Genomic DNA, 22857 nt, shown 5'->3' with positions numbered 1-22857 from the left:
GGAGACGCCAATGGGCGAAACGATCAGCATCAAGACGCAGGACGGCCAGTTCGCCGCCTATGTCGCGCGACCCGAAAAGATCGCCGGCCGAACCCAGACCCCCGCCGTGGTGGTCATCCAGGAGATCTTCGGGGTCAACGCGGTGATGCGCGACACCTGCGACGAGCTGGCCGCCGCCGGCTTCCTGGCGGTCTGTCCTGACCTCTTCTGGCGGATCGAGCCGGGCGTCGACATCACCGACCAGTCCGAGGCCGAGTGGAAGAAGGCGTTCGAGCTCTACAACGCCTTCGACGTCGAGGCCGGGGTGAAGGACATCGCCGTCACCATCGACCATGTCCGCGGCCTGGCCGAGGTGAACGGCAAGGTCGGGGCGGTCGGGTTCTGCCTGGGCGGGCTGCTGGCCTTCCTGACCGCGACCCGCACCGATTGCGACGCCAGCGTCGCCTATTACGGCGTCGGCATCGAAAAGAATCTGGTCGAGAGCGAGAAGCAGGCTCACCCCCTGCTGATGCATATCGCTGAAGAAGACCAGTTCGTGCCGAAGGAAGCCCAGGCGCTGATCCTCGCCACCTTGAAGAACCATCCGCAGATCGAGATCCACACCTACGCCGGCCGCGACCACGCCTTCGCGCGCAAGGGCGGCGAGCATTATGACGCCGCCGACGCCAAGCTGGCCAATGGCCGGACGCTGACCTTCTTCCAACAACACCTGGGGGCGTGATGAAAGCGGTTCAGTTCCAGGCGACCGGCGGCCCTGAGGTCCTCGAGGTCGTCGACGTCCCCACTCCCGTCGCGGGTCCGGGCCAGGTGCTGGTCCGCCAGCAGGCGATCGGCGTCAACTTCATCGACACCTATCATCGCTCGGGCCTCTATCCGGTGCAGCTGCCCTCGCGGCTGGGCATGGAAGGCGCGGGCGTCGTCGAGGCGGTCGGCGCGGATGTGACCCGATTCAAGGCCGGCGACCTGGTCGCCTACGCCTCCGGGCCGCTGGGCGCCTACGCCGAGTATCACGCGGTCGCGGCCGGTCGGGCCATCGCCCTGCCTGAAGGGATCGACGCGACGACCGGCGCGGCGGCCATGCTGAAGGGCATGACGGCCGAGTTCCTGCTGCGCCGCTGCTACGCGGTGAAGGCCGGCGAGACGATCCTGGTTCACGCCGCCGCCGGCGGGGTGGGCTCGATCCTCGTCCAGTGGGCCAAGCACCTGGGGGTCACCGTGATCGCCACGGCCGGATCGCCCGACAAGGCCGAGCGCGCCAGGAGCCTGGGGGCCGATCACGTCATCCTCTATCGCGACCAGGACGTCGCCGCCGAGGTTCGAAAGATCACCGACGGCAAGGGCGTGCCGGTGGCCTATGACTCGGTCGGTGCGGCGACCTTCGAGGGCACGCTCGGCAGCCTGGCGCGGCGCGGGCTGTTCGTCAGCTTCGGCAACGCCTCGGGCCCGGTTCCGCCGTTCGCTCCGGCGCGGCTGGCGCAAGGCGGCTCGCTGTTCTTCACCCGGCCGACCATGGGCGACTATCAGGTCACCACCGAGGAGCTGGATGAGAGCGCGGCGGCGCTGTTCGCGGTGATCAAGTCCGGCGCGGTGAAGATCGACATCGGTCAGACCTTCCCGCTCGCGCAGGCCCGCCAGGCGCACGAGGCGCTGGAAGGCCGCGCGACGGTCGGGGCGAGCTTGCTGGTTCCGTAAGGGAAGACCCCCTCAGTCGGCTTCGCCGCCAGCTCCCCCAGCGGGGGAGCATCTGGTCCTTAGATCCTCCCCCGCTGGGGGAGGTGGCGCGCGTAGCGCGACGGAGGGGGCGTTCCACGTGAAACATGCCTGGAATCAACAGCTTGACCCAAAACAAAGGGGCCCGCGTCGCCGCGAGCCCCTTTTTCGTGCTGGCTAAGGCTAGAGAGCCCTAGGTGTTCATCGACTGGAAGAAGTCGTCGTTGTTCTTGGACGAGCGCAGCTTGTCGAGCAGGAACTCGATCGCGTCCTGAGCGCCCATCGGGGTGATGATGCGGCGCAGGATGAACGACTTCTGCAGGTGTTCCTTCGGGGTGATGAGGTCTTCCTTCCGGGTGCCCGACTTGATGACGTCGACGGCGGGGTAGATCCGCTTGTCGGCGACCTTGCGGTCCAGAATGATTTCCGAGTTACCGGTGCCCTTGAACTCTTCGAAGATGACTTCGTCCATCCGGCTGCCGGTGTCGATCAGGGCGGTGGCGATGATGGTCAGCGAGCCGCCTTCCTCGATGTTCCGCGCCGCGCCGAAGAAGCGCTTGGGGCGCTGCAGGGCGTTGGCGTCGACACCGCCGGTCAGCACCTTGCCCGAGGACGGGACGACGGTGTTGTAGGCGCGGCCGAGACGGGTGACGGAGTCCAGCAGGATGACCACGTCGCGCTTGTGCTCGACCAGGCGCTTGGCCTTTTCGATGACCATCTCGGCGACCTGCACGTGGCGGGTGGCCGGTTCGTCGAAGGTCGAGGAGACGACTTCGCCGCGCACGGTGCGGCGCATGTCCGTCACTTCTTCCGGGCGCTCGTCGATCAGCAGCACGATCAGGTAGCACTCGGGGTGGTTGGTCTCGATCGACTTGGCGATGTTCTGCAGCATCACCGTCTTACCGACCCGCGGCGGAGCGGTGATCAGGCAGCGCTGGCCCTTGCCGAGCGGGGCGACGATGTCGATGACCCGGCCGGTGCGGTCCTTCAGGGTCGGGTCCTGGATTTCCATGTTCAACCGCTCGTCAGGATAGAGCGGGGTCAGGTTGTCGAACAGGACCTTGTGGCGGACGTTCTCGGGGTTCTCGAAGTTGATCTGCTCGACGCTGACCAGGGCGAAATAACGCTCGCCTTCACGCGGCGCGCGGATGGCGCCGTCGACGGTGTCGCCGGTGCGCAGGCCGAACTTCCGGATCTGCGAGGGGCTGACATAGATGTCGTCGGGGCCGGACAGGTAGTTGGCCTCCGGGCTGCGCAGGTAGCCGAAGCCGTCCTGCACGACTTCCAGGGTGCCAGAACCGGAGATGGCGATGCCTTCCTCGGCCAGGGCCTTGAGGATCGCGAACATCATGTCCTGCTTGCGCATGGAGTTGGCGTTCTCGATCTCCAGCGTCTCGGCGAAGGAGAGCAGGTCGGCGGGCGACTTGTCCTTCAGCTCCTGGAGCGACATCCGGGTCAGGCCCATGGCGGCGATGGCCGCGGCGACCTCGGAGGGTTCGTCGTCTTCGTCGGTGTCGACGCCGGCTTCGACCTGGGCCTCAACGGCTTCGGCGGCGGTTTCGACCAGGGTTTCGTCGGTCGGGGTTTCGTTCGGGGTGTCTTCAGTCATGAAAATACTCTGAGATAGGCTCCGTCAGCCGAGCGGTTCTCGGGCGCGGAGAGAATCGTTGGAGGCGTTTTGAGACGCCGGATTTGTTTCGAGGGCCGGGCCGCAGCTGCTGGTTAAGCGCGCGGCGCACGGAAAAAGGCGGGGCGTATCTACGGGATCCGTCGACACGTAGGGAGACCGGAACCACATGCCGCTGTTGGGGTCAAGCGTGGTCGTTCGCCACGCTCGTCATCCTCCGGTCGTCCGAAGGGCGATCTGGGGGACCCAAGCGGCCCGTCCGGATCTGAAAATCAGCTTGGGTCCCCCAGATCTCGCTGCGCGAGCCCGGAGGATGACGACCAGGTTAGCGGCTGAGGAACTCGGTGGTCACGGCCAGGACCATGACGATGGCCGCCAGGAACGGCAGTTCGTTGGTCATTTTCCAGAAGCGCGCGGGGCGGGTGTTGGTCCCAGCGGCGAACTTCTTGCGGGCCGCGCCCAGGAAATGGTGCCAGCCGGTCAAGAACACAACCCCGGTCAGCTTCACGATCATCCAGGGCTGGGCCAGGAAGTCCCAGCCGCCGCGGATCTGCGTGGCGTCGACATAGATCAGCGCCAGGCCGAACACCCAGGCGGCGATCATCGCCGGGCCCATGATGATCCGGTAGAGCTTCAGCTCCATGGTCTGGAAGGTCTGGTCCATCTCCGAACCGGGGGTGGCGGCGGCGTGATAGGCGAACAGTCGCGGCAGGTAGAGCATGCCGGCCATCCAGGCGATGACCGCGATGATGTGCAGACCCCTGAGCAGATCGTAGTTCATGCTGCGGCTCCCCTCGCCCCGTATCGACAGGCGCATTTGCCATAGGTTTCTGGGCAACGCCACGCGCCGTGCGGCGCCACCTCGCTGTTGCGCCCCAGGGCCTGGGTGGTCGCCCGGGTCAGGGCGCGGATGAAGGCCGGCTCGGTGCTAGGCGTCGGCGCTCGCAGATAGGGCGCGCACCCGACCTGCCCCGCCAGCTCGGCGTATTCGTGATCCAGCTCGACCAGGGTCTCGACATGCTCGGAGACGAAGGCGATCGGGCTGATCAGCACGCCCTTACCCTCCGCGCCCGCCCGGCGGATTTCATCGTCCGTGGATGGACCGATCCATTTCAGCCGGCCGACCCGGCTCTGGTAGCAGACGCTCCAGTCGGTGAGTTCCGGCAACCGCATCGCCACGGCCTGGGCGGTCGCCTGAATCTGCGCCTGATAGGGATCACCGGCCTCTATGATCTTTTCCGGCAGGCCATGGGCGGAGAACAGCAGCCGCACATTGGCGGGCTTGCCAGCCTGCTCCCAGGTCTGGCGGATCAGCTTGGCGTGGGCGTCGGTGAGGCCAGGCTCGGTCGGATAGCAGCAGACGGCGCGAACCTTGCCCGGACCGCGATAGGCCTGGTCCCAGTCGTTCAGCGACGAGGCCGTGGTGGTGGTCGAGAACTGCGGATAGAGCGGCAACAGCACGATCTCGTCCGGCGCGAAGGCCGCCACCTCCTTGGCGGTCTGGGCCGCGAACGGCTTCCAGTAGCGCATCGAGATGAAGACGCGGGTTTCCCGTGAGGAATCAGCCTCAGTGAGCGAAGCCTCCAGGGCGCGGGCCTGTTTCAGGGTCTCGGGCAGCAGGGGCGAGCCACCTCCCATGATCGCGTAGTTGGCCTTGGCCGTCTCCGCCCGCCGTGCCGCGATGAACTTGGCCAACGGGATCCGCACGATCCCCGGCAAGGTGATGATCGCCGGGTCCTTGAATAGGTTCTCCAGGAACGGCCGCACCGCGTCCGGCCCATCGGGACCGCCAAGGTTGAACAGGACGACCGCGAGTTTGCTCACTTGCCGGTCACGCGCCGGATCGTGCGCTCGATATGCTCGATCGGGGTGTCGGGCAGGACACCGTGGCCAAGGTTGAAGATGTAGGGCGCGCCATTCCACTGCTCGATCAGGGCGTCGACCCGGGCGTCGAGGGCCGGACCGCCGGCGCGCAGCAACAGATTGTCGAGCGCGCCCTGGATGGTCTTGCCGCCGGCCTGGATCTTCTGGCCGAGCGCGGCGGACGCCTGGGTGTCCAGCGCCACGGCGTGGACCGGAACCTTGGCGGCGTAGTTTTCGACCAGGGCGCCGGCTCCCCGTGGGAAACCGATGAACGGGGTGTCGATCCCCGCGGCCCGCACCTTCTCGATGATGGCGGCGTGCGGCTTGATGACGATGCGTTCGAAAACGTCCTCGGCCAGGCCTTCAGCCCAGCTCTCGAAAAGCTTCAGCACCTGGGCGCCGGATTTCGCCTGCATCACCAGGTAGCGCGCGGTCGACTCGACCAGCACGTCCAGCAGGCGGTCGAGCTTTTCGGGGTTCTGATAGGCGTAGGTGCGGGCGCCGGAGCGATCGGAGCCCCTGCCCTCGATCATATAGGTCGCCACGGTCCAGGGAGCGCCGGCAAAGCCGATCAAGGTGCGATCCGGCTCCAGCTCCGCCCGAACCCGCGAAAGCGTCTCACCGATGTCCGCAAGCCGTCCGGTCGAGGCCTCGATCTGGTCGGCCATGGACTCGATCGACGGCAGTTCCCCAAGCCTGGGGCCCTCGCCGGCTTCGAACCAAACTTCCTGGCCGAGCGCACGCGGGATCAGCAGGATGTCGGCGAACACGATGGCGGCGTCGAGCGGGAACCGCCGCATCGGCTGCATCGTGGCCTCGGCGGCCATCTCCGGATTATGGCAAAAGGCGATAAAGTCCGGCGCTCGGGTGCGAAGCTCGCGATATTCCGGCAGCGACCTTCCGGCCTGACGCATGAACCAGACCGGCGGACGGTCCAGGGTTTCACCGGCGAGCGCCCTCAAGAGGCGCGGTTTTGAACCTTCTGACATGGGCGCCGTTAAACCGACTTAAGGCCACGGGCTCAAGCCCGCGGGCGCCCGCTTGCCCTTCTTCTTTCCTTTAAGATTTAGAATCCTGATTGAAGGGGTAGAGGTTAGACCCTGGACATACGGGGACAACTTTGCGTGGCCATACCGTTGCAACCCCTTTTCAACAAGGCGATTGGCCGGTTTTACCGGGTTGGAAAACTCGCCTGTGGATTGCGGGGAAAAGCGTGAATCCCCAATTAGCGTTTACGTTTCGTTAGTAGGTTAACAGGGAGTTAACGATACCGAACCGGAGTCGTCCAAGGCTCGGCGAAGTTGGGCCCTGTTCATAGTTTTTTAACCATCATCTCGGTGGACGGCGGAGGAGCAAAACCCCGACTTCATCCCGCCCGTTCACAGGGCGCCGAGCGCGCGCCGCGCTATCCCCAAACCAGTCCACCTTCGTTAAGAAGGTATCGACTCTTTTGTCCCCAGTTTTCCCGCCCAGATCCCGCACTTCGTCCTTGCAGCCCCTAGAGGCCCATGACCTCGACCCCGCGTGTCGCGACCTACTTCCACGTCCACCTGGTCTCGGACTCGACCGGAGAGACGCTGAACGCCATGGCGCGCGCCGTCTGCGCCCGGTTCGAGAACGTCCTGCCGATCGAACACATCTATGCGCTGGTGCGCTCGCCCCGGCAGCTCGAGCGGGCCCTGACCGATATCGAGGAGGCGCCGGGCGTCGTCATCCACACCATCGTCGATGATCAGCTGCGAACCGCGCTGGAAGAAGGCGTGCGGCGGATGGACATGCCGTGCATCGCCGCGCTCGATCCGCTGGTCTCCTCGCTGCAGCGCTATCTCGGCGCCTCGATCAGCCGCCGGGTCGGCGTGCAGCACGCGCTGGACAACGACTATTTCAACCGCATGGACGCCCTGAACTACGCCATCGGCCACGACGACGGCCAGGGCGGGCAGGATCTGGAACAGGCCGACGTGGTCCTGGTCGGGGTCTCGCGGACCTCCAAGACCCCGACCTGCATCTATCTGGCCCATCGGGGCGTGCGCGCGGCCAATGTGCCGCTGGTGCCGACCCGGCCGCCGCCGGAAAAGCTGTTCGAACTGAAGAACGCCATGGTCGTCGGCCTGACCATCTCGCCGGACCGGCTGATCCAGATCCGTCGTAACCGCCTGCTCAGTCTCAAGGAGGACCGGGAGTCGAGCTATATCGACATCGAGGCGGTGCGCGAGGAGACGGTGAAGGCTCGCCGGCTCTATGAGCGTCAGGGCTGGCCGGTGATCGACGTCACCCGCCGCAGCGTCGAGGAGACCGCCGCGGCGGTGATGAACCTGCTGCATGGCGGCCACGGCCAGGTGGAGGTGCTGGGTTGAGTCCGCAGATTATTCTGGCGTCGAAGAGCGCCGCGCGCCGGGCCGTGCTGACCGGGGCCGGGGTGCCCTTCGAGGTTTCCGTGGCCGGCGTCGACGAGGACGCGGTGAAGAACGCCATGCTGGCCGAGGGCGCGACCCCCCGCGACGTGGCAGACGCCTTGGCCGAACTGAAGGCGATCCGGGTGTCGCGGTCCAAGCCCGGCTTCGTGATCGGTTCCGACCAGACCCTGGAGTTTGAAGGCAAGCTCTACGACAAGGCCGAGACCGTCGAGGCCGCGGCCGAACGGCTGAAGCTGATGCGCGGTAAGCCGCACAAGCTGCACTCGGCGGTGGTGGTGGCCAAGGATGGCGCGCCGATCTGGCGAGAGATCGTCTCGGCGACCCTGACCATGCGCGACTTCTCCGACGATTTCCTGGCCGATTATCTGGCGGTCGAGGGCGACCACGCTCTGGGCTCGGTCGGCTGCTACCGGCTGGAAGGCCCCGGCGCACAGCTGTTCTCGAAGATCGAGGGCGACTATTTCGCCATTCTCGGTCTGCCGCTGATGGGCCTGCTCGACCTCTTCCGCCGCCACGGCGTGCTGGCGGCATGAGCATTTCCGGCGCGACCCGGGTGGCCGGGGTGATCGGGCGGCCGATCAGCCATTCGATGAGCCCGATCCTGCACAACGCCTGGCTGGCCGCGGCCGGGCTGGACGGCGTCTATGTGCCGTTCTCGGTGGAGCCGGGCCGCTTTGTCGCCTTCGTGAATTCGCTGCGCGGCGGGACGGTGGCGGGGCTGAACGTCACCCTGCCCTTCAAGGGCGAGGCGCTGGCCCTGGCCGACGAGGCGAGCTTCCGCGCCCGCAGCGCCGACGCCGCCAATGTGCTGGTGTTCCGGCCGGACGGAACCATCGTCGCCGACAACACCGACGGGCTGGGCATGCTGCACGCCTTTGGCCAGCAGGCGCCGGGGTTTGATCCCGCCGCCGGCCCGGTGGTGATCCTGGGCGCCGGCGGCGGCTCGCGCGGCGCGGCGGCGGCCTTTGTCGAGGCCGGGTGCCCGCAGGTGCGGATCGTCAACCGCACGCTGGTCAAGGCCCAGGCCCTCGCTGAACCGTTGGGGGCCAAGGCATTTGGCTTGGACCAGGCGGCCAAGGCTTTCGAAGACGTAATCGCGGTGGTGAACGCCACCTCGGCCGGACTGTCCGGGTCGCCGACCCTGGAGGTTCCGCTGGAAGCCACGCCGCAAACGGCGGTGGTGATGGACATGGTCTACAAGCCGCTGAAGACCCCGTTCCTGGCGCAGGCCGAGGGATTGGGACGGCGAACCGTGGACGGGCTGGCCATGCTGATCGGCCAGGCGGTTCCATCCTTCGAAGCCTTCTATGGCCAGGCGCCGCCGACCAGTGTCGATGTGCGGGCGCTGGCGATCAAGGCCTTGGGGCTGTGACCTCCAGCCTCCAGATCCTCCCNTGGGGCCTCGAAGAGTCAAAGTCCCCCTCAGTCAGCTTCGCTGACAGCTCCCCCAGCGGGGGAGCATCTGCTCAGGAGAAACACCTCATGCTGATCATCGGACTGACCGGCTCCATCGGCATGGGCAAGTCGACGACCGCCTCGATGTTCCGCGAGGCCGGGGTGCCGGTCTATGACGCCGACGCGGCGGTGGCCGACCTCTATCAGAGCGGCGGGGCGGCCGTGGCGCCGTTAGAAGAAGCCTTTCCTGGTGTGACCAAGGACGGCGCCGTCGATCGCGAGGCGCTGCGGACCCGGGTGCTGGGCGACGACGAGGCGATGGGGCGGCTGAACAAGATCGTCCACCCGCTGGTCGGCGCCGAGCGGGTGCATTTCTTCAAGGCGGCCGAAGAGGCCGGGGCCGACATGGTCGTGCTGGATATTCCCCTGCTCTACGAGACCGGCGGCGAGGCCAATATGGACGCGGTTGTGGTGGTCTCGGCGCCGGAAAGCCAGCAGCGCGAGCGGGTTCTGGCCCGGCCCGGCATGACCGCCGAGCGGCTCGACGCTATCCTCTCGCGTCAGATGCATGACGCCGAGAAGAAGGCCCGCGCCCATTTCGTGGTCGACACCGGTCAGGGGCTGGAGCCGGCGCGCCGCCAGGTGGCCGAGATTATCGCCGCCATGCGTGATCCACAGCGCAGACCGCCGCGGCGTCTCGCCTCCCTTGAAGGCCGAGCCAAATAAGGCGATCTAGAGCGCATGGCGCGTGAGATCGTCCTCGACACCGAAACCACGGGCTTTGAGCCGCATCTGGGCCACCGGCTGGTGGAACTGGCGTGCCTGGAGATCGAGGACTACCTGCCCACCGGGCGGAGTTTCCACGTCTATATCGACCCTGAACGCGACATGCCGCCGGAGGCCGAGAAGGTCCACGGTCTGTCGGCCGCCTTCCTGAAGGGCAAGCCGAAGTTCGCCGATAAGGAGATCCACCGCGATTTCCTCGATTTCGTCGGGGACTCGCCGATCATCGCTCACAACGCTGGGTTCGACCGCGCCTTCGTGAACTACGAGCTTCAGACGCTGGGCGTCGCCCAGATCCCGGAAGAGCGCTGGATCGACACCCTGGCCATCGCCCGCAAGAAGTTCCCGGGGATGCACAACTCCCTGGACGCGCTCTGCAAGCGCTTCAAGATCTCGCTCAGCGACCGCGAAAAGCACGGCGCCTTGATCGACGCCCGGCTGCTGGCCGGGGTTTATCTGGAGCTCAAGGGCGGCCGCGCCCTGACTCTGGAGCTGACTACGCACGAAATGGCGGCCCAGGCGGTCGCCATCGCCAGGGCGGGGTCATACGGCGCGCGCCCACGTCCCCTGCCCTTCCGCTCGACCGACGCCGAGCGCGAACTGCACGCTCAGTTCATCCGCGACGTGATGAAGAACGAGACCCTCTGGGGGAAGTTCGGGATCTAGGCCCGGCCTGGGGTCAAACGCAGGAAGCGGAGGGCCGAGAATGACGGCAATCGACCAGCAGTGGTTTCATGAGCGCGGCCTGCTTCACGACGCGCGTATCACCACCGTCGATCATGACCCGGATCAGTTGATCCTCGGCATTGATGATGAATGGTCCAATCAGAACGACGAAAAAAGCGCATCTCGAGCCGGAATCATGACGTTTCGCCACGCCCAGATCGTCTCAGGCGAACTCGCTGGTCTTGAAGACGGTTGGGTGAGCGAGGCCTATTTCGATGCCGAAGGCCGCGTTCATTTGGACTTCTGTGATCGCGAGCCGCTCGTCATAGAGGCGCAAGCTGTCGAGTGGTCGTCCATTTCGCGCGGCTGAACGGAAGCGGTTTTGCTGGAGCTAACCCGCCCAAATACCATCTCCTCTCCCCTTGGCTGCGGTCTCGTCGCAATACTGGCGGCGCCGAATTGCGTCGCTACGCGCCGCCGCCCCTCACCTAGCCTCGCCCCCCAGCCCAGAGGGAGAGGAAGACGTCAGCGGGCGTTCAAGGGCCAGGTAGACGCTGTCGCACCAGATGTCGCCGAGCAGGAACGTCTTTTCGGCGCGGCCGGTTTCGGTAAAGCCCAGGCGAGCCAGGACCGCCAGCGATCCGGTGTTCCGCGGATCGACGTCGGCGATGATCTTTGGGATCGGGTAGTTCGCGAAGGCGCTGGCGATCACGGCTTCCAAAGCCTCGCGGGCCAGGCCGCGGCCCCAATAGTCCGGATGTAGGATGAAGCCGATTTCGGGCAACTGATAGAAGCCGGCCTTGCCGATCACTTGGCCTTGATGCTCGACGATGAAGTCGTGGCTGGTCTCCGGCGGCGCCGAAATCATGCCGCGTAGCCAGGCCTGGGTAATTTCGAGGTTGTCGTGGGGCGGGGTCGACCAGCAGCGCATCGCCCGCGCGTCGCTGAGCACGGCGTGCAGGGCGGCGAGGTCGCCCTGCCGTGCGGGCCGGAGCCGGAGCCGAGGGGTATGAAGCTCGGTCATCAGGTCACCGAGTCTTTGAAAACAAACAGATATTCAGGTCGCCTCCCCCGCCCCGCCGCCGGCCGGACGGGGGAAGACGAGGATGGCTTAGGCGTTGCCGACCGTTTCGCCGCCCAGGCCTTCTTGCGCCTTGCGCGCGGCGTAGACGCCGCCGAAGTCGATCGGGTCGAGCATGAAGGGCGGGTAGCCGCCGTCGGCGGTGACGCCGGCGATGATCTGGCGGGCGAACGGGAACATGAAGCGCGGGCACTCGACCAGCAGCACCGGTTCCAGTTCTTCCTGGCTGACGCCGGTGATCTGGAAGACGCCGCCGTAGAGCAGCTCGACGTGGAACACCGGGCCGTCTTCGCGCGTGGCGCGGGCCGAGAGCTTCAGGTCGACTTCGAACAGACCGTCTTCACGGCCGCGGGCGTTCATCTCGACGCCCATTTCGATCTGCGGCTGGGCGGTGTTCTGAGCGCGCAGGGTCTCGGGGGCGCGGGGATTCTCAAAGGACAGGTCGCGGACGAACTGGGCCAGGATGCGGATGCCGGGTTCGGGCGCATCCGCTCCGTTGGTCTCGGGGCCGGCGGCGTCGGTATCGGTCATATTAAGGAAAATCCGGTTGATTGGACGCTCATTCACGTCCTGTTGTGGCGCGGGCTGCTAACATGTGGCCTAAGCCGTGGCAACGTCGCCCCTGACGAGGGCGTTTCGCGGCCCTATATTGAATGTTCAACGTCCAGCGAGCCCCAAGAAGTTGCAAGTCCTAGAACTGATCATTTTCGCCGGCCTGGCCGGGGTCGTGCTCTACCAGCTCTACGCGGTGCTGGGACGGCGCGTGGGACGTCAGCCCGAGGACACGCCCGCCGCCGATGCGGTCGCGACGAGCGCGCGCCAGGCGCCGGCGCTCGACGTCCCCGACGACGGGGTGGGGCTAACCGGCTTGCCGGCCATCAAGCATCATGATCCGTCCTTCGACCTGTCGCAGTTCCTGGCCGGATCCAAGGGCGCCTACGAGATGGTGGTCCGCGCTTTCGCTGCTGCCGACCGCGCGACGCTGAAGAACCTGCTGGCCCCGCCGGTGATGGCCAGTTTCGAAGCCGTGCTGGCTGAGCGCGAGGCGCGAGGCGCCACCGAGAGCGTGGAATTCCTGCATCCGCCGCGCGCCGACCTGGAGCGCGCCGACCTGCATGACGACGTCGCGCGGATCACCGTGCGCTTCCTCGCCGAATTCCGCAGCCGCACCAAGGGCCCGGAGGGCGAGGCCGTCGACGACAAGCGCACCGCCGAACTCTGGACCTTCGAGCGGAGTGTCAAGAGCCGCGATCCGAACTGGCTCCTGGTCCATGTGGACGCCGCCGAGGCCTAGAAAGGCCCCGCCCGCCGTTTTCCCGCCCCGAACGGGAGGCTAGAAAACACCAAATCCCGGCTCGGCTCGGGACCGCTGCTTCAATTCCGGGGGCGATCTTGGTTTATCGACACATGACGCAGGCGTTCTGCGGCCATCTGGGCAAGGGCAGGTTTGTCCCGGCCCTGCTGCTGACGCTCGCCCTGGCCGCCTGCGCCACGCCCAAGGCGGTTCCCCCGCCCGGTCCTGGCCCGGGCTCGATTCCGCTGCGTCCGACCCCGACTGAGCCCCTGCCCGCCCCGGCCCGCCCGGAGAGCTTCGCCGAGCTGCCCGGCTGGGCGCAGGACGATCATGGCGCCGGCTATGAGGCGTTTCGCACCACCTGCGGCGTCGCCCGCGACCCGGCCATGGCCGAGATCTGCCGCCGCTCGCGCGCCATCGGGCCGCTCGACAGCGCCCGCGCCAAGGCCTTCTTCGAGGACAACTTCCGGCCCGAGCTGCTGATCGGCGAGGGAATCCTGACCGCCTATTTCTCGCCGGAATACGAGGCGCGGGAACGTCCCGACGCTGAGTTCTCGGCGCCGGTTCGTGGCAAGCCGGCCGACCTGATCGGTGCGGGCACGCCGGGCAAGGACGCCCAGCGCCGCGGGCCGAACGGCCAACTCGGCGCCTATCCGGACCGCACGGCGATCGAGACCTCCTCCCCCGACCAGGCCCTGGCCTGGATGCGGCCGGAGGATCTGTTCTTCCTGCAGATCCAAGGCTCGGGCGTGCTGACCTATCCGAGCGGGCGCCGGATCAAGGCGGTGTTCGCCGCCACCAACGGTCGGACCTTCATCGGCATCGCCAATCCCATGCGCGACCGGGGCCTGCTGCCGGCCAACAACACCTCGGGCGAGGCGATCCGCACTTGGCTGGCCGACAACCGTGGGCCGCGCGCCGACGAGGTGATGCGCCTCAATCCGCGTTATGTGTTCTTCACCCTGGCGCCCGACGACGGTCGCCAGCCGGTGGGCGCGGCGGGCATTCCCCTGCCGCCCGGCCGGGCCATCGCGATCGACACCGGCCGCAACAGCCTGGGCGACATCTTCTTCATCGACGGCGTCGCGCCGACCCTGAACGGGGCCTTCCCGACCTATCGGCGCACGGTGATGGCGCTGGACATGGGCGGGGCGATCAAGGGCGCGGTGCGCGCCGATCTCTATCTGGGCCAGGGCCATGGCGCGGGCGCCGAGGCTGGACGGGTGCGTCATACCCTGCGGATGCACCGCCTGGTCCCGAAGGTCGGCCCCTACCGGTGAAACGGCCCATCCGACCTGAGGAGCAGAAGCTCTGGTCGATGGTCGCCGCAACGGTCCACCGCAAGCCGGGCCGCAAGGCTCCGCCACCTGAAGTTGCGCCTACACCCACGCCGCCGGTCGAGGCCAAGCCCCCCAGGAAAGGCCCCGCGCCGCCGCCGCCGCCCGTGTGGGATGGCGCGCCGTTCACGGTCGGCGAACTGGTCAAGGGTCCGCCCCGTTCCAGCCCTTCGCCGCGCAACAGCGGCGAGCGGGACATCGAGCCGCGCCGCAAGCATCGCATCGCCAAGGAACGCGACCCGATCGGCGCGCGGATCGACCTGCACGGACTGGATCAGGACCAGGCCCAGGCGGCGTTGGAGCGTTTCGTGCTGCGCGCCTGGGACGACGGTTGCCGCGCGGTGCTGGTGATCACCGGCAAGGGCGTTCGCGGCGGCGGAGTGCTGCGCCAACGCGCCCCGGAATGGCTGGCCTCCCCGGCCCTGCGCGGCGTGGTCGCCGGGGTCTCGGCGGCCCATCCAAGGCATGGCGGCGACGGCGCGCTCTACGTCGCGCTGAAGCTAAAGCCGCGCGGCTGAGGTCAATTTAGCGTTTAGTCCTAGCAAGTTGGACCTCGGCACCCGACATAGGGCGCAAACCACCAAAGGAAACGTGTCTTGAAGTTGCCGAAAGTCGCCGCCGTCCTGGGCCTGTCGCTCGTCATGGGCCTCTCCCTCGCCTCGGAGGCGGACGCCCGTCGTGGCGGAAGTTTCGGCAGCCGTGGCGCGCGGACCTACAGCGCCCCGCCCCCGACCAGGACCGCGCCGACCCAGACCGCCCCCGTGCAGCGCACGATGACCCCGCAGCAACCGGGCCAGCCGGGCGCGGCCAACGCCGCTCGCCCGCAGACGGCTAACCCGATGAACGCGCCTAAGCGTGGCGGCTTCCTCGGCAGTCCGCTGATGAAGGGCCTGATGATCGGCGGCCTGGTCGGCATGCTGCTGGGCCACGGCTTCGGCGCGGGCCTGGCCGGCGCTATGGGCGGCATCCTGCAGATCGCCCTGCTCGCCCTGGTCGGGATGCTGGTCTTCAAGTTCTTCGCCAATCGCCGCCGTCCGGCGACCGCTGCGGCGGCCGGGCCTATGTCGGCCGCCAACACCAGCTTCCGTTCGCCCTTCGACGTCCAGCAACCGGCGTCGGGCGGCTATGCGCCGAGCGTCGCGCCTTCGGCCGGCGAGGACTTCGCCGTGCTGACGACCGACCGTGAGATCTTCGAGCGCCTGCTGCGCGAGATCCAGGAAGCCTTCGGCCGCGAGGACTACGGCGCGATCCGCGAGCACAGCACGCCTGAGATCATGAGCTACCTGGCCGAGGAACTCAGCCAGAACGCCACCCGCGGCGTGCGCAACCAGGTCAGCGATGTGCAGATGCTGGAAGGCGACGTGGCCGAGGCCTGGCGCGAAGGCGACCTGGAATACGCCACCGCGGCCCTGCGTTACTCGAGCCGCGACTGGATGGTCGACCGCCAGAGCGGCGCGGTGGTGGAGGGCGACCCGAACGCGCTCACCGAGACCACCGAACTCTGGACCTTCGTGCGCGGCCAGGGCCAGCCCTGGAAGCTGTCGGCGATCCAGGAAGCCTAGGGACGTTTGTGGACGTCGGGCGTACTAGCGCCCGGCGATCCTTCCATCCTGGTCACCTCGTCATCCGACCTCGTCATCTCTCCGCCTCGTCATCCTAGGCCTTGTGCCTAGGACCCCTCTGTCGGTCGCAATGCGGCCGGCAGGAACCTGGACGGTCGAGCTTAGGTGTTGCAGATCAGCGAAACGGGACGAGGGGTCCTAGGCACAAGGCCTAGGATGACGAGCTTGTGGGGGCCGGCGCCGGGGCTTGGCCCTTGCAGACAGACTCGCTCGCCTGGGCCTCGGTGGCGATCAGGGCCACGCCGATCATCAGGCCGATGGCGAGCAGGATACGCTTTGAACGGGACACGATGGAGCCCTTCTGGTCCTGCCACCTAGAGCGCCGAGCCGGGGCTTTCGTTCCCAAATCTTGACGCCGCCCTTATGCGGCCCGCCGTCTTCCGCATCGAACCCTTACGCGCCGCCGGGCCATGATCTCGGCGATGACCCGGCTCCGGCCCGGTCAGCGTTTCGGCGTTAGAGGCGATCATGTCGCAAGAGACTTCCCACCCAAGCATCGGTCTGTCGCAGCTCCTGTCGGAGTCCGGCGTCGGGGCCGGCAGCGTTATTCGCGTCACCGGCCCTGGCAGCTTGCCCGCGCTGCTTTGGCTATGTCGACGGGGCTACGAGAAGGTCGGCTGCCTGCAGGCGGGCCAGCGGGCGCCGGCCGACGACGCTCAGGCGCTGCTGGTCGCCCACACGGCGACGGCGAGCTGGCTGGCGGACCTGCTGGATCGAGGCCCTCATGTCCGCGAGGGCGGGGTGATGATCGTCCAGACCGCCCATGCGCCAGCCGCCAATGACGGCGTGATGGAGGCGGTGTTCCGGGGCCACGGCTTCAACGTGGTCCGCCGACTGTCGGGCGCCCGCCGCGAGGTGCTGGTGGCGCGTCGGCGGGTGAGCGAACTGCGGGCGGCGGCTTGATCATGGACCTTCGCACCTACACCACGCCGATCTCCGCGTGGCGCATGCCCCGGCGGCGGGAGCGGCTGACGCTGGGCGTCGCCTGCTCGCTCAACTGGGGGCCGCTTCGTACTCTGGTCGGCCGCTATCGCGCCGGGCGGCCGGAGGTCGACTTGGTGATCGAGGACCTCGACGAGATCGGGCTGGCCGAGCGTATCCCCGGACGGGGCGTCGACCTGGCCGTGGCGCTGCATGACGCCGGCGCGCGCGGGTGGCGTTCGACGCCGCTCTGGAGCGAGCCGCTGATGGCCTTCATGGCCGAGGGGCATCCCCTGGCCGCCTGCAACAGCGTGCCCTCGGCCGCTCTGCGCGAAACCCCGATCCTGATGGCCGGGAACGGGGCCGGGGACCGCGCCCTGCAGCGGGCGATCATCGGGGCGCTCGGCGGCCCGCCGAATTTCCTGTACTACGCCGTCCAGCGGGACAATCTGATCGACCTGACGGCGCTGGGCTTCGGCGTGACCCTGGCCGGCGGCTCGGCGCTCGGCGCCTTCTATCCCGGGGTTTGCGCGCGGCCGCTGGAGAGCGAGAGCGCGTGGTTGTCCTACTGCGCGTTCTGGGCGCCGGAGAATGAGCGCCCGGCGCTGCGCCGGTTCCTGGAGGCGGCGCGCGGCGGGGAGGCGGGCGATGCGTGACGGCGAGCCCTCGATGTTCCGACGCGGCGGCGACCGTCGCGGGCTGTGGGCCAATCTCGCCATCGCCGCCATGGTGCTGATCCTGGCCGGAGCGGTGGCGCTGGCTCGTCAGGCCGAGGGGAGGGGCCAGCCCGCGCCGCCGGGGGCGTCACAGGACGGGAGCGCTTAGGCCGCCCGCCCGTTATAACGGGATCCTTCGGAGGAGGCCCTCATGAGCAAGCCCGTCACCGTCACCATCCCCCATGAGCTCGGCAAGGCCGAGGCGCGTAAGCGGATCGAGGATGGGATCGGCCGCCTGGGCCACCAGTTCGGCGACAGCGTGAAACTGACCAAGGCCTGGGAGGGCGACTGCCTGAGCTTCTCGGCCAAGGTCGTCGGTCAGGCGGTGGCCGGCCGGCTCGACGTGTTGGAGGAGACCGTCCGCATGGAGGTCGACCTGCCGCCGTTCTTCGCGATGATCGCCGACAAGGTGAAGGGCCGGCTGAAGACCGAGGGCCAGCTCATGCTTGAGAAGAAATAGACCTCATCAGCCGGGGCATGCGGCGCGTGATCTCCACCGCCCAGATCATGTAGAGCGCCAGGGCGACCTCGCCGACGACATCGCTGGCGTCGCCGGCCGCGCCGGGATCCTCCGGCAGCATCGGCCCCTGGACCAGGGCGATCATCAGGTTGGTCGCCACATGGGCGCCGATGGCGAACTCCAGGCCTCCCAGGCGCAAGGCGGCCCAGGTGAAGGCCGCCCCAGCCAAGGCCCGCGCCGCCAGGGCGGCCGGGTCGAACTCCAGGTGGAAGAGCGCGAACACCACGGCGTTGATCGCGATGATCGCCCAAGTCCGGTGGGTCAGGGCCGCGGTCTGTTGCAGCAGGTAGCCGCGGAACACGATTTCCTCGGCCGTCGCGGCGACGAACAGGCCGACCAGCACTGCGGCGAGATAGCCGAGCTTGAGGCTGAGGCCATAGGCCGGGTCGAAGATCGGAAACTCGAACTCGCCGTTCAGGATCAGCACGTCGACGGTCATCACCACCGCCACGCCGATCACGGTGAGGGCGGCGCCCCACAGCACCAGGTTCCAGCGAAAGCGCGGGGCCGCGGTGAGCCAGCTGAACATCGGCCGGGCGAAGATGTAGTGGGCGGCGAGCATGATGCCGAAGGCCAGGCCGCCCAGCCCGGCGCCGAGCTGCAGCACATAGATCGCCGAGCGCTGGAGCTTGGGGTCGGCGGTGACCGCGAAGATGTCGCCGCCGGACGACATCGCCAAGACCATGGCGATGACGATGCTGAGGACGAAGAACACCACCGGGGTGGCCAGGGCCATGACCGCGATCCGCGGCCAACGCCGATCACGCTCGGTCACGGCCCGTAGGAAGGGAAATTCGGCGATCACGGGTGACTATCAGTCGGCTCATGCAGCAAAGCCACTTTGGCGCTGACATTTAGTCCCGATCTGGCCCGGAGAGCGCAAGAAATCGTCGTGGCCGGCGTTCAACCTTCTTGACGTATGACCCATTAAGGCTGTTTTTGCGAAAAGTTCGCGTCTAACGAGATTACTTCCTTGACCGTCACGCCACATGGGACCGTTGTGGTTGAGCTATGCGAGGACTGGACGACCTTGATCTGCGCGAGCGGCTCGCGCCGGAGGTGCCCACCTGGGTGACAGAGTGGGTATGCGCCAGCGTTTGTGTCGCGCTGGCCGGCCTGCTGCGGCTGATCGTCGACCTGGTGGTCCCGGCGCCGGCCCCGTTCGTATTCCTGTTTCCCGCCGTGCTGCTGGCGACCCTGCTGGCCGGTTGGCGGGCCGGCGTCATCGCCCTGACCCTGCTGTTGCTGGGGGTCTGGTACATGGTGCTGTCGCCGGCGCGGTTCGGGCCGCTGGAGCCGGGGGAGGGGGCCTCCCTGCTGCTGAACGGGCTCAGCGGCCTGTTGGTGGTGGCGGTGGCCCAGGCCTTCCGCACCGCCTACAGCGCCGCCGGCGCGGAGCGGGCGGCCAAGCTGGAGGTGCGCGATCTGTTGCTGCGCGAGCTGAACCATCGGGTGAAGAACAATTTCCAGATGGTCGAGAGCCTGCTCGACATGCAGCGGCGGCGCACCGCCGATCCCGGCTCCCAGCAGGCGCTGTCCGACGCCCTGCGCCGGATCCATTCGATGGCCCAGGCCCATTCGTACCTCTACTCGCCTGGCGGCACGGACGAGCATATCGACCTGGCCTCCTATCTCGGCGATCTCTGCGAGAACCTGTCCGACAGCCTGCTGCTCAGCGGCCTGGTGCGGCTCGACTGCCGGCTGACCACCTGCACGATATCCCGTGATCGGGCGGTGGCGGTCGGGTTGGTGGTCAATGAGCTGGTCACCAACGCCGCCAAATACGCCTTTCCCGACAGCCGTCCGGGCACGATCCTGGTGCGGCTCCGGGCCATCGAGACCGGGTGCGAACTGACCGTCGCCGACGACGGGGTGGGGCTGCCGCCGGAAACCCAGATCAAGACCACCGGCCTTGGCCGCAAACTGGTGGAGAGTTTCGCGCGCCAGTCCGGCGGAATCCTCACCGCTGGGGACGGACCGGGCACGGCGCTGGTCCTGGTGCTGCCGCACTAGAACCTTCGCCGTTGTTCTTCGTTGTTAGGGCAGACTGTGGAGCTTGCCTGCATGACGCTGATCCGCACCGTCAATCCGATGACCGCCTTCGTGCGCGACGCGCTGGCCGCGCGAAACCTCACGGCCGCCTATGAGGCTCGCCCTCCGTTTCAGCGAAACGACTATCTCGGCTGGATTGGCCGCGCGCGGACGGACACGACCCGCCAGAAGCGCCTGGCCCAGATGCTGGACGAGCTGGAAGACGGCGACGTCTACATGAAGGTGCGGTGGAAGGCCTGAGGGCGCGCCCCGTGGCCAACACCCGCGTTCGTCATCCTCCGGTCGTCTGAAAGACGATCCGGGGGACCCATACGACGTAGAAAGTTCGGCAACTCAGCTTGGGTCCCCCGGATCAGCCTGCGGCTGACCGGAGGATGACGAACGCGGGGGGTGACGAGCTTAGGAGGGTGGGCGCGAGGCCTTCTCGGCCAGGCCGGAGGTTCCTTCGCGGGCCTCAAGCTTGGCGGCGACGTCGTCGAGGCTGACGCCGGCGCGGGCCAGCAGGACCAGCCAGTGATAGATCAGGTCAGCGCTCTCGGCGGCCAGGCCGTCCTGGTCGCCCTGGGCGGCGGCGATCACCGCCTCGACGGCTTCCTCGCCGAACTTCTTGGCGGCGCGTTCGACGCCTTCGCTAAGCAGCTTGGCGGTGTAGGAGCTGGACGGGTCGGCGCCCTTGCGGGCCTCGATGGTGGCGGCCAGCCGCTCGAGCGTCTCGGAGAAACGGGTCATGCGAGCTCCCGGACCGGAATGTGGGCCTGAGCCATCTGGCGTTTGACCTCGGCCACCGAAACCTCGCCGAAGTGGAAGATCGAGGCGGCGAGCACGGCGTCGGCGCCGCCCTTGGTCACGGCCTCGACCATGTGCTGGGCGTTGCCGGCTCCGCCCGAGGCGATGACCGGCACATTGACGGCGCTGGTTACGGCCTTCAGCAGGTCGAGATCGTAGCCGGTCTTGGCGCCGTCGCGGTCCATCGAAGTCAGCAGGATCTCGCCGGCCCCACGCTTCACGGCGTTGATCGCATATTCCACGACGTCGAGCCCGGTGTCGGTGCGCCCGCCATAGGTGAAGACCCGCCAGCCGTCGTCCGTCCGCTTGGCGTCGATGGCCACGACCACGGCCTGGGAGCCGAAGGCGTCGGCGCAGGCGCTGATCAGGTCGGGATTTTCGACGGCGGCGGTGTTGACGCTGATCTTGTCGGCGCCGGCCAGCAGCAGACGCCGGGCGTCCTCCACCTGGCGGATGCCGCCGCCGACGCTGAGCGGCATGAAGCAGACATCGGCGGTGCGGGCGATGACGTCGAGGATGGCGCCGCGCCGTTCGTGGCTGGCGGTGATGTCCAGGAACATCAGCTCGTCGGCGCCGGCGGCGTCATAGGCGGTGGCCTGTTCGACCGGATCGCCGGCGTCGCGGAGCGAGACGAAGTTCACGCCCTTCACCACGCGGCCGTCCTTGACGTCCAGGCAGGGGATGACGCGGACCTTCAGCATCTCTCTTGCATCCTTTAGGCGGCGACCTTCAGGGCTTCTTCCGGCGAGATCGCGCCGTTGTAGAGCGCGCGGCCCAGCACGGCGCCGGCGATCGGCACGCCCTTGTGGGCCTTCAGCCGGATGATGTCGTCGATGGTGGCCAGGCCGCCGGCGGCGATCACCGGAATGGCCACGGCGTCGGCGATGGCGCCGAAGGCCTCGACATTGAAGCCCATGACGGTGCCGTCGCGGTCGATGTCGGTGATGATCAGGGCGCCGACCCCGGCGTCCTCGAAACGCTTGGCCACGGTGACGGCGTCGAGGTCGGAGCTTTCGGTCCAGCCCTGGGTGGCCACCTTGCCGCCGCGCACGTCGACCGAGACGGCGATCTGCTCGGGCCACAGCTTGGCGGCCTGCTTGACGATCTCGGGCTCGGTGACGGCGATGGTGCCGAGGATCACGCGGCTGACGCCGGCCTCGATCCAGCGCTCGATGTCCTTCAGGCTGCGGATGCCGCCGCCCAGCTGGACGGGGATCGAGACGGCCTCAAGGATGGCCTCGACGGCCTTCTCATTGATGGCTCGGCCCTGCACGGCGCCGTTCAGGTCGACCACGTGCACCCAGTGGAAGCCGGACTCCACGAAGCTGGCCGCCTGGGCGGCGGGCGAGGTGTTGAACACCGTGGCGGTGCTGAGGTCGCCATGCAGGACGCGCACGCATTGGCCGTCCTTCAGATCGATGGCCGGGTAAAGGATCACGGTCGCCACTCCAGAAACCGCGCCAGGAGGGCAAGCCCGGCGCTCTGCGACTTTTCAGGGTGAAATTGTACGCCCGCGACATTGCCCTTGGCGACCGCGGCGGGGAACTTTCCGCCATGGTCGACATAGGCCGCCACATCGCTCTCGTCCGTCGGATAGAAGGCGAAGGAGTGGGTGAAGTACATAGGGGCCTCGCCGATCTCGCTGACCAGCGGCGGGCCGCTGAGCGAAATCAGGTTGTTCCAGCCCATGTGCGGGATCTTGGCGCTCGGATCGGCGGGCTCGACGCGACGGACGTCGCCTTCGATCCAGCCGAGGCCGGGGGTCTCGCCGAACTCCAGGCCGCGCGAGGCTAGCAGCTGCATGCCGACGCAGACGCCGAGGAACGGACGGCCCTTGGCCTGCACCGCTTCAGTCATGCCTTCGATCAGGCCAGGGCGCTCGGCCAGCGCCTTCATGCAAGCCGCGAAGGCCCCGACGCCGGGCAGCATGACGCGGTCGGCGGCGGCCACGACCTTAGGGTCGCTGGTGACGACGATGTTTGCGCGGCCGTCGGCGGCGCGGACGAGGGCCTTTTCGGCCGAGCGAAGGTTGCCCGACCCGTAGTCGATCAGGGCGACGCTCTGCAT

30 protein-coding genes are annotated in these 22857 nt (G+C 67.6%); 18 read left to right on the top strand and 12 right to left on the bottom strand.

What is annotated here, in order from left to right; translation table 11 throughout:
* The first annotated feature begins 10 nt into the window (after nucleotides 1–10).
* Together ASE02_RS09030 and ASE02_RS09025 are read left to right on the top strand one after the other, a co-directional pair.
* The gene (locus ASE02_RS09030) at nucleotides 11–721 is read left to right on the top strand and encodes a dienelactone hydrolase family protein (RefSeq protein ID WP_056733339.1); all 711 of its coding nucleotides are present in this window, start codon (nucleotides 11–13) and stop codon (nucleotides 719–721) included.
* Entirely contained in the window at nucleotides 721–1692 is a 972-nt protein-coding gene (locus tag ASE02_RS09025) for a quinone oxidoreductase (protein ID WP_056733337.1), read from the top strand. The genes ASE02_RS09030 and ASE02_RS09025 overlap by 1 nt, the downstream gene beginning before the upstream one ends.
* 211 nt (nucleotides 1693–1903) lie before the next feature.
* Here the strand turns inward: ASE02_RS09025 and rho are convergent, their stop codons facing one another.
* The 4 genes from rho to hemE all read right to left on the bottom strand — a co-directional run bounded on the left by rho (nucleotide 1904) and on the right by hemE (nucleotide 6189).
* Nucleotides 1904–3319: a transcription termination factor Rho gene (rho, locus tag ASE02_RS09020; RefSeq protein WP_056733335.1), complete on the bottom strand. Its 1416-nt coding sequence runs from the start codon at nucleotides 3317–3319 to the stop codon at nucleotides 1904–1906.
* 343 nt (nucleotides 3320–3662) lie between these two features.
* Complete coding sequence (locus ASE02_RS09015) at nucleotides 3663–4118, bottom strand: CopD family protein (protein WP_056733334.1); 456 nt, start codon at nucleotides 4116–4118, stop codon at nucleotides 3663–3665.
* Nucleotides 4115–5161, bottom strand: a complete 1047-nt coding sequence (gene hemH / locus ASE02_RS09010; protein WP_056733332.1) for a ferrochelatase — start codon at nucleotides 5159–5161, stop codon at nucleotides 4115–4117. The genes ASE02_RS09015 and hemH overlap by 4 nt, the downstream gene beginning before the upstream one ends.
* Nucleotides 5158–6189, bottom strand: coding sequence for a uroporphyrinogen decarboxylase (gene hemE / locus ASE02_RS09005; RefSeq protein ID WP_056733330.1), 1032 nt, complete (start codon nucleotides 6187–6189; stop codon nucleotides 5158–5160). Before hemE ends, hemH begins: the two co-directional genes overlap by 4 nt.
* Nucleotides 6190–6708: 519 nt before the next feature.
* Here hemE and ASE02_RS09000 point away from each other — a divergent pair.
* The 6 genes from ASE02_RS09000 to ASE02_RS08975 all read left to right on the top strand — a co-directional run bounded on the left by ASE02_RS09000 (nucleotide 6709) and on the right by ASE02_RS08975 (nucleotide 10831).
* Nucleotides 6709–7557 (top strand): pyruvate, water dikinase regulatory protein, encoded by an 849-nt coding sequence (locus ASE02_RS09000; RefSeq protein ID WP_056733327.1) that lies wholly within the window; start codon nucleotides 6709–6711, stop codon nucleotides 7555–7557.
* Nucleotides 7554–8150, top strand: a complete 597-nt coding sequence (locus ASE02_RS08995; protein WP_056733326.1) for a nucleoside triphosphate pyrophosphatase — start codon at nucleotides 7554–7556, stop codon at nucleotides 8148–8150. The genes ASE02_RS09000 and ASE02_RS08995 overlap by 4 nt, the downstream gene beginning before the upstream one ends.
* Nucleotides 8147–8989, top strand: a complete 843-nt coding sequence (gene aroE / locus ASE02_RS08990; RefSeq protein ID WP_056733324.1) for a shikimate dehydrogenase — start codon at nucleotides 8147–8149, stop codon at nucleotides 8987–8989. The genes ASE02_RS08995 and aroE overlap by 4 nt, the downstream gene beginning before the upstream one ends.
* Before the next feature lie 110 nt (nucleotides 8990–9099).
* Nucleotides 9100–9738 carry a dephospho-CoA kinase gene (gene coaE, locus ASE02_RS08985; RefSeq protein WP_056733322.1) on the top strand — a complete coding sequence of 213 codons (639 nt, stop codon included), beginning with the start codon at nucleotides 9100–9102 and terminating at the stop codon, nucleotides 9736–9738.
* Between the two features lie 15 nt (nucleotides 9739–9753).
* Complete coding sequence (gene dnaQ / locus ASE02_RS08980) at nucleotides 9754–10461, top strand: DNA polymerase III subunit epsilon (RefSeq protein WP_056733320.1); 708 nt, start codon at nucleotides 9754–9756, stop codon at nucleotides 10459–10461.
* A gap of 40 nt (nucleotides 10462–10501) precedes the next feature.
* Complete coding sequence (locus ASE02_RS08975; protein WP_056733318.1) at nucleotides 10502–10831, top strand: hypothetical protein; 330 nt, start codon at nucleotides 10502–10504, stop codon at nucleotides 10829–10831.
* Between the two features lie 114 nt (nucleotides 10832–10945).
* Here the strand turns inward: ASE02_RS08975 and ASE02_RS08970 are convergent, their stop codons facing one another.
* Nucleotides 10946–11485, bottom strand: coding sequence for a GNAT family N-acetyltransferase (locus ASE02_RS08970; protein WP_056733316.1), 540 nt, complete (start codon nucleotides 11483–11485; stop codon nucleotides 10946–10948).
* 87 nt (nucleotides 11486–11572) lie between these two features.
* On the bottom strand, nucleotides 11573–12073 hold the full coding sequence (gene secB, locus ASE02_RS08965; RefSeq protein ID WP_056733314.1) for a protein-export chaperone SecB: 501 nt from the start codon (nucleotides 12071–12073) through the stop codon (nucleotides 11573–11575).
* 151 nt (nucleotides 12074–12224) lie between these two features.
* Between secB and timA the strand changes: the two genes are divergently transcribed.
* The 4 genes from timA to ASE02_RS08945 all read left to right on the top strand — a co-directional run bounded on the left by timA (nucleotide 12225) and on the right by ASE02_RS08945 (nucleotide 15735).
* On the top strand, nucleotides 12225–12836 hold the full coding sequence (timA, locus tag ASE02_RS08960) for a TIM44-related membrane protein TimA (protein ID WP_056733311.1): 612 nt from the start codon (nucleotides 12225–12227) through the stop codon (nucleotides 12834–12836).
* Between the two features lie 113 nt (nucleotides 12837–12949).
* Nucleotides 12950–14116 (top strand): MltA domain-containing protein, encoded by a 1167-nt coding sequence (locus tag ASE02_RS08955; RefSeq protein WP_082601967.1) that lies wholly within the window; start codon nucleotides 12950–12952, stop codon nucleotides 14114–14116.
* A 38-nt stretch (nucleotides 14117–14154) separates the two neighbouring features.
* Nucleotides 14155–14691, top strand: coding sequence for a Smr/MutS family protein (locus ASE02_RS08950; protein ID WP_082601966.1), 537 nt, complete (start codon nucleotides 14155–14157; stop codon nucleotides 14689–14691).
* A 78-nt stretch (nucleotides 14692–14769) separates the two neighbouring features.
* Entirely contained in the window at nucleotides 14770–15735 is a 966-nt protein-coding gene (locus ASE02_RS08945) for a Tim44 domain-containing protein (RefSeq protein WP_200957650.1), read from the top strand.
* A 211-nt stretch (nucleotides 15736–15946) separates the two neighbouring features.
* Here the strand turns inward: ASE02_RS08945 and ASE02_RS22305 are convergent, their stop codons facing one another.
* Nucleotides 15947–16084: a hypothetical protein gene (locus ASE02_RS22305; RefSeq protein WP_156405988.1), complete on the bottom strand. Its 138-nt coding sequence runs from the start codon at nucleotides 16082–16084 to the stop codon at nucleotides 15947–15949.
* A gap of 179 nt (nucleotides 16085–16263) precedes the next feature.
* Here ASE02_RS22305 and ASE02_RS08940 point away from each other — a divergent pair, with 179 nt between their 5' ends.
* The 4 genes from ASE02_RS08940 to ASE02_RS08930 are packed head-to-tail and all read left to right on the top strand — an operon-like array spanning nucleotide 16264 to nucleotide 17892.
* Nucleotides 16264–16698, top strand: a complete 435-nt coding sequence (locus ASE02_RS08940) for a hypothetical protein (RefSeq protein WP_056733306.1) — start codon at nucleotides 16264–16266, stop codon at nucleotides 16696–16698.
* A 2-nt stretch (nucleotides 16699–16700) separates the two neighbouring features.
* A complete protein-coding gene (locus tag ASE02_RS08935; RefSeq protein WP_056733304.1) occupies nucleotides 16701–17372 on the top strand; it encodes a LysR family substrate-binding domain-containing protein in 672 nt (223 codons plus the stop codon).
* Nucleotides 17365–17541, top strand: coding sequence for a hypothetical protein (locus tag ASE02_RS22300; protein ID WP_156405987.1), 177 nt, complete (start codon nucleotides 17365–17367; stop codon nucleotides 17539–17541). The genes ASE02_RS08935 and ASE02_RS22300 overlap by 8 nt, the downstream gene beginning before the upstream one ends.
* A 42-nt stretch (nucleotides 17542–17583) precedes the next feature.
* Nucleotides 17584–17892 (top strand): polyhydroxyalkanoic acid system family protein, encoded by a 309-nt coding sequence (locus ASE02_RS08930; RefSeq protein ID WP_056733302.1) that lies wholly within the window; start codon nucleotides 17584–17586, stop codon nucleotides 17890–17892.
* Here ASE02_RS08930 and ASE02_RS08925 read toward each other — a convergent pair.
* Nucleotides 17873–18757, bottom strand: coding sequence for a CPBP family intramembrane glutamic endopeptidase (locus tag ASE02_RS08925; protein WP_056733300.1), 885 nt, complete (start codon nucleotides 18755–18757; stop codon nucleotides 17873–17875). The genes ASE02_RS08930 and ASE02_RS08925 overlap by 20 nt on opposite strands.
* A gap of 206 nt (nucleotides 18758–18963) precedes the next feature.
* Here ASE02_RS08925 and ASE02_RS08920 point away from each other — a divergent pair, with 206 nt between their 5' ends.
* Nucleotides 18964–19965, top strand: a complete 1002-nt coding sequence (locus ASE02_RS08920) for a sensor histidine kinase (protein WP_056733298.1) — start codon at nucleotides 18964–18966, stop codon at nucleotides 19963–19965.
* 51 nt (nucleotides 19966–20016) lie between these two features.
* Nucleotides 20017–20244 carry a YdeI/OmpD-associated family protein gene (locus ASE02_RS08915; RefSeq protein WP_156405986.1) on the top strand — a complete coding sequence of 76 codons (228 nt, stop codon included), beginning with the start codon at nucleotides 20017–20019 and terminating at the stop codon, nucleotides 20242–20244.
* A 159-nt stretch (nucleotides 20245–20403) separates the two neighbouring features.
* Here ASE02_RS08915 and ASE02_RS08910 read toward each other — a convergent pair whose 3' ends face one another.
* From ASE02_RS08910 to hisH, 4 genes are read right to left on the bottom strand one after another with little or no spacing between them, the layout of a single operon-like run.
* Nucleotides 20404–20733 carry a phosphoribosyl-ATP diphosphatase gene (locus ASE02_RS08910; protein WP_056733295.1) on the bottom strand — a complete coding sequence of 110 codons (330 nt, stop codon included), beginning with the start codon at nucleotides 20731–20733 and terminating at the stop codon, nucleotides 20404–20406.
* Nucleotides 20730–21491 carry an imidazole glycerol phosphate synthase subunit HisF gene (gene hisF / locus ASE02_RS08905; RefSeq protein WP_056733293.1) on the bottom strand — a complete coding sequence of 254 codons (762 nt, stop codon included), beginning with the start codon at nucleotides 21489–21491 and terminating at the stop codon, nucleotides 20730–20732. Before hisF ends, ASE02_RS08910 begins: the two co-directional genes overlap by 4 nt.
* Before the next feature lie 14 nt (nucleotides 21492–21505).
* The gene (hisA, locus tag ASE02_RS08900; protein WP_056733530.1) at nucleotides 21506–22228 is read right to left on the bottom strand and encodes a 1-(5-phosphoribosyl)-5-[(5-phosphoribosylamino)methylideneamino]imidazole-4-carboxamide isomerase; all 723 of its coding nucleotides are present in this window, start codon (nucleotides 22226–22228) and stop codon (nucleotides 21506–21508) included.
* Nucleotides 22225–22857, bottom strand: a complete 633-nt coding sequence (hisH, locus tag ASE02_RS08895) for an imidazole glycerol phosphate synthase subunit HisH (RefSeq protein ID WP_056733291.1) — start codon at nucleotides 22855–22857, stop codon at nucleotides 22225–22227. The genes hisA and hisH overlap by 4 nt, the downstream gene beginning before the upstream one ends.

The organism is Phenylobacterium sp. Root700 (assembly GCF_001429025.1).
Lineage (GTDB): Bacteria > Pseudomonadota > Alphaproteobacteria > Caulobacterales > Caulobacteraceae > Phenylobacterium.
This window is presented reverse-complemented; position numbering and strand designations above follow the sequence as displayed.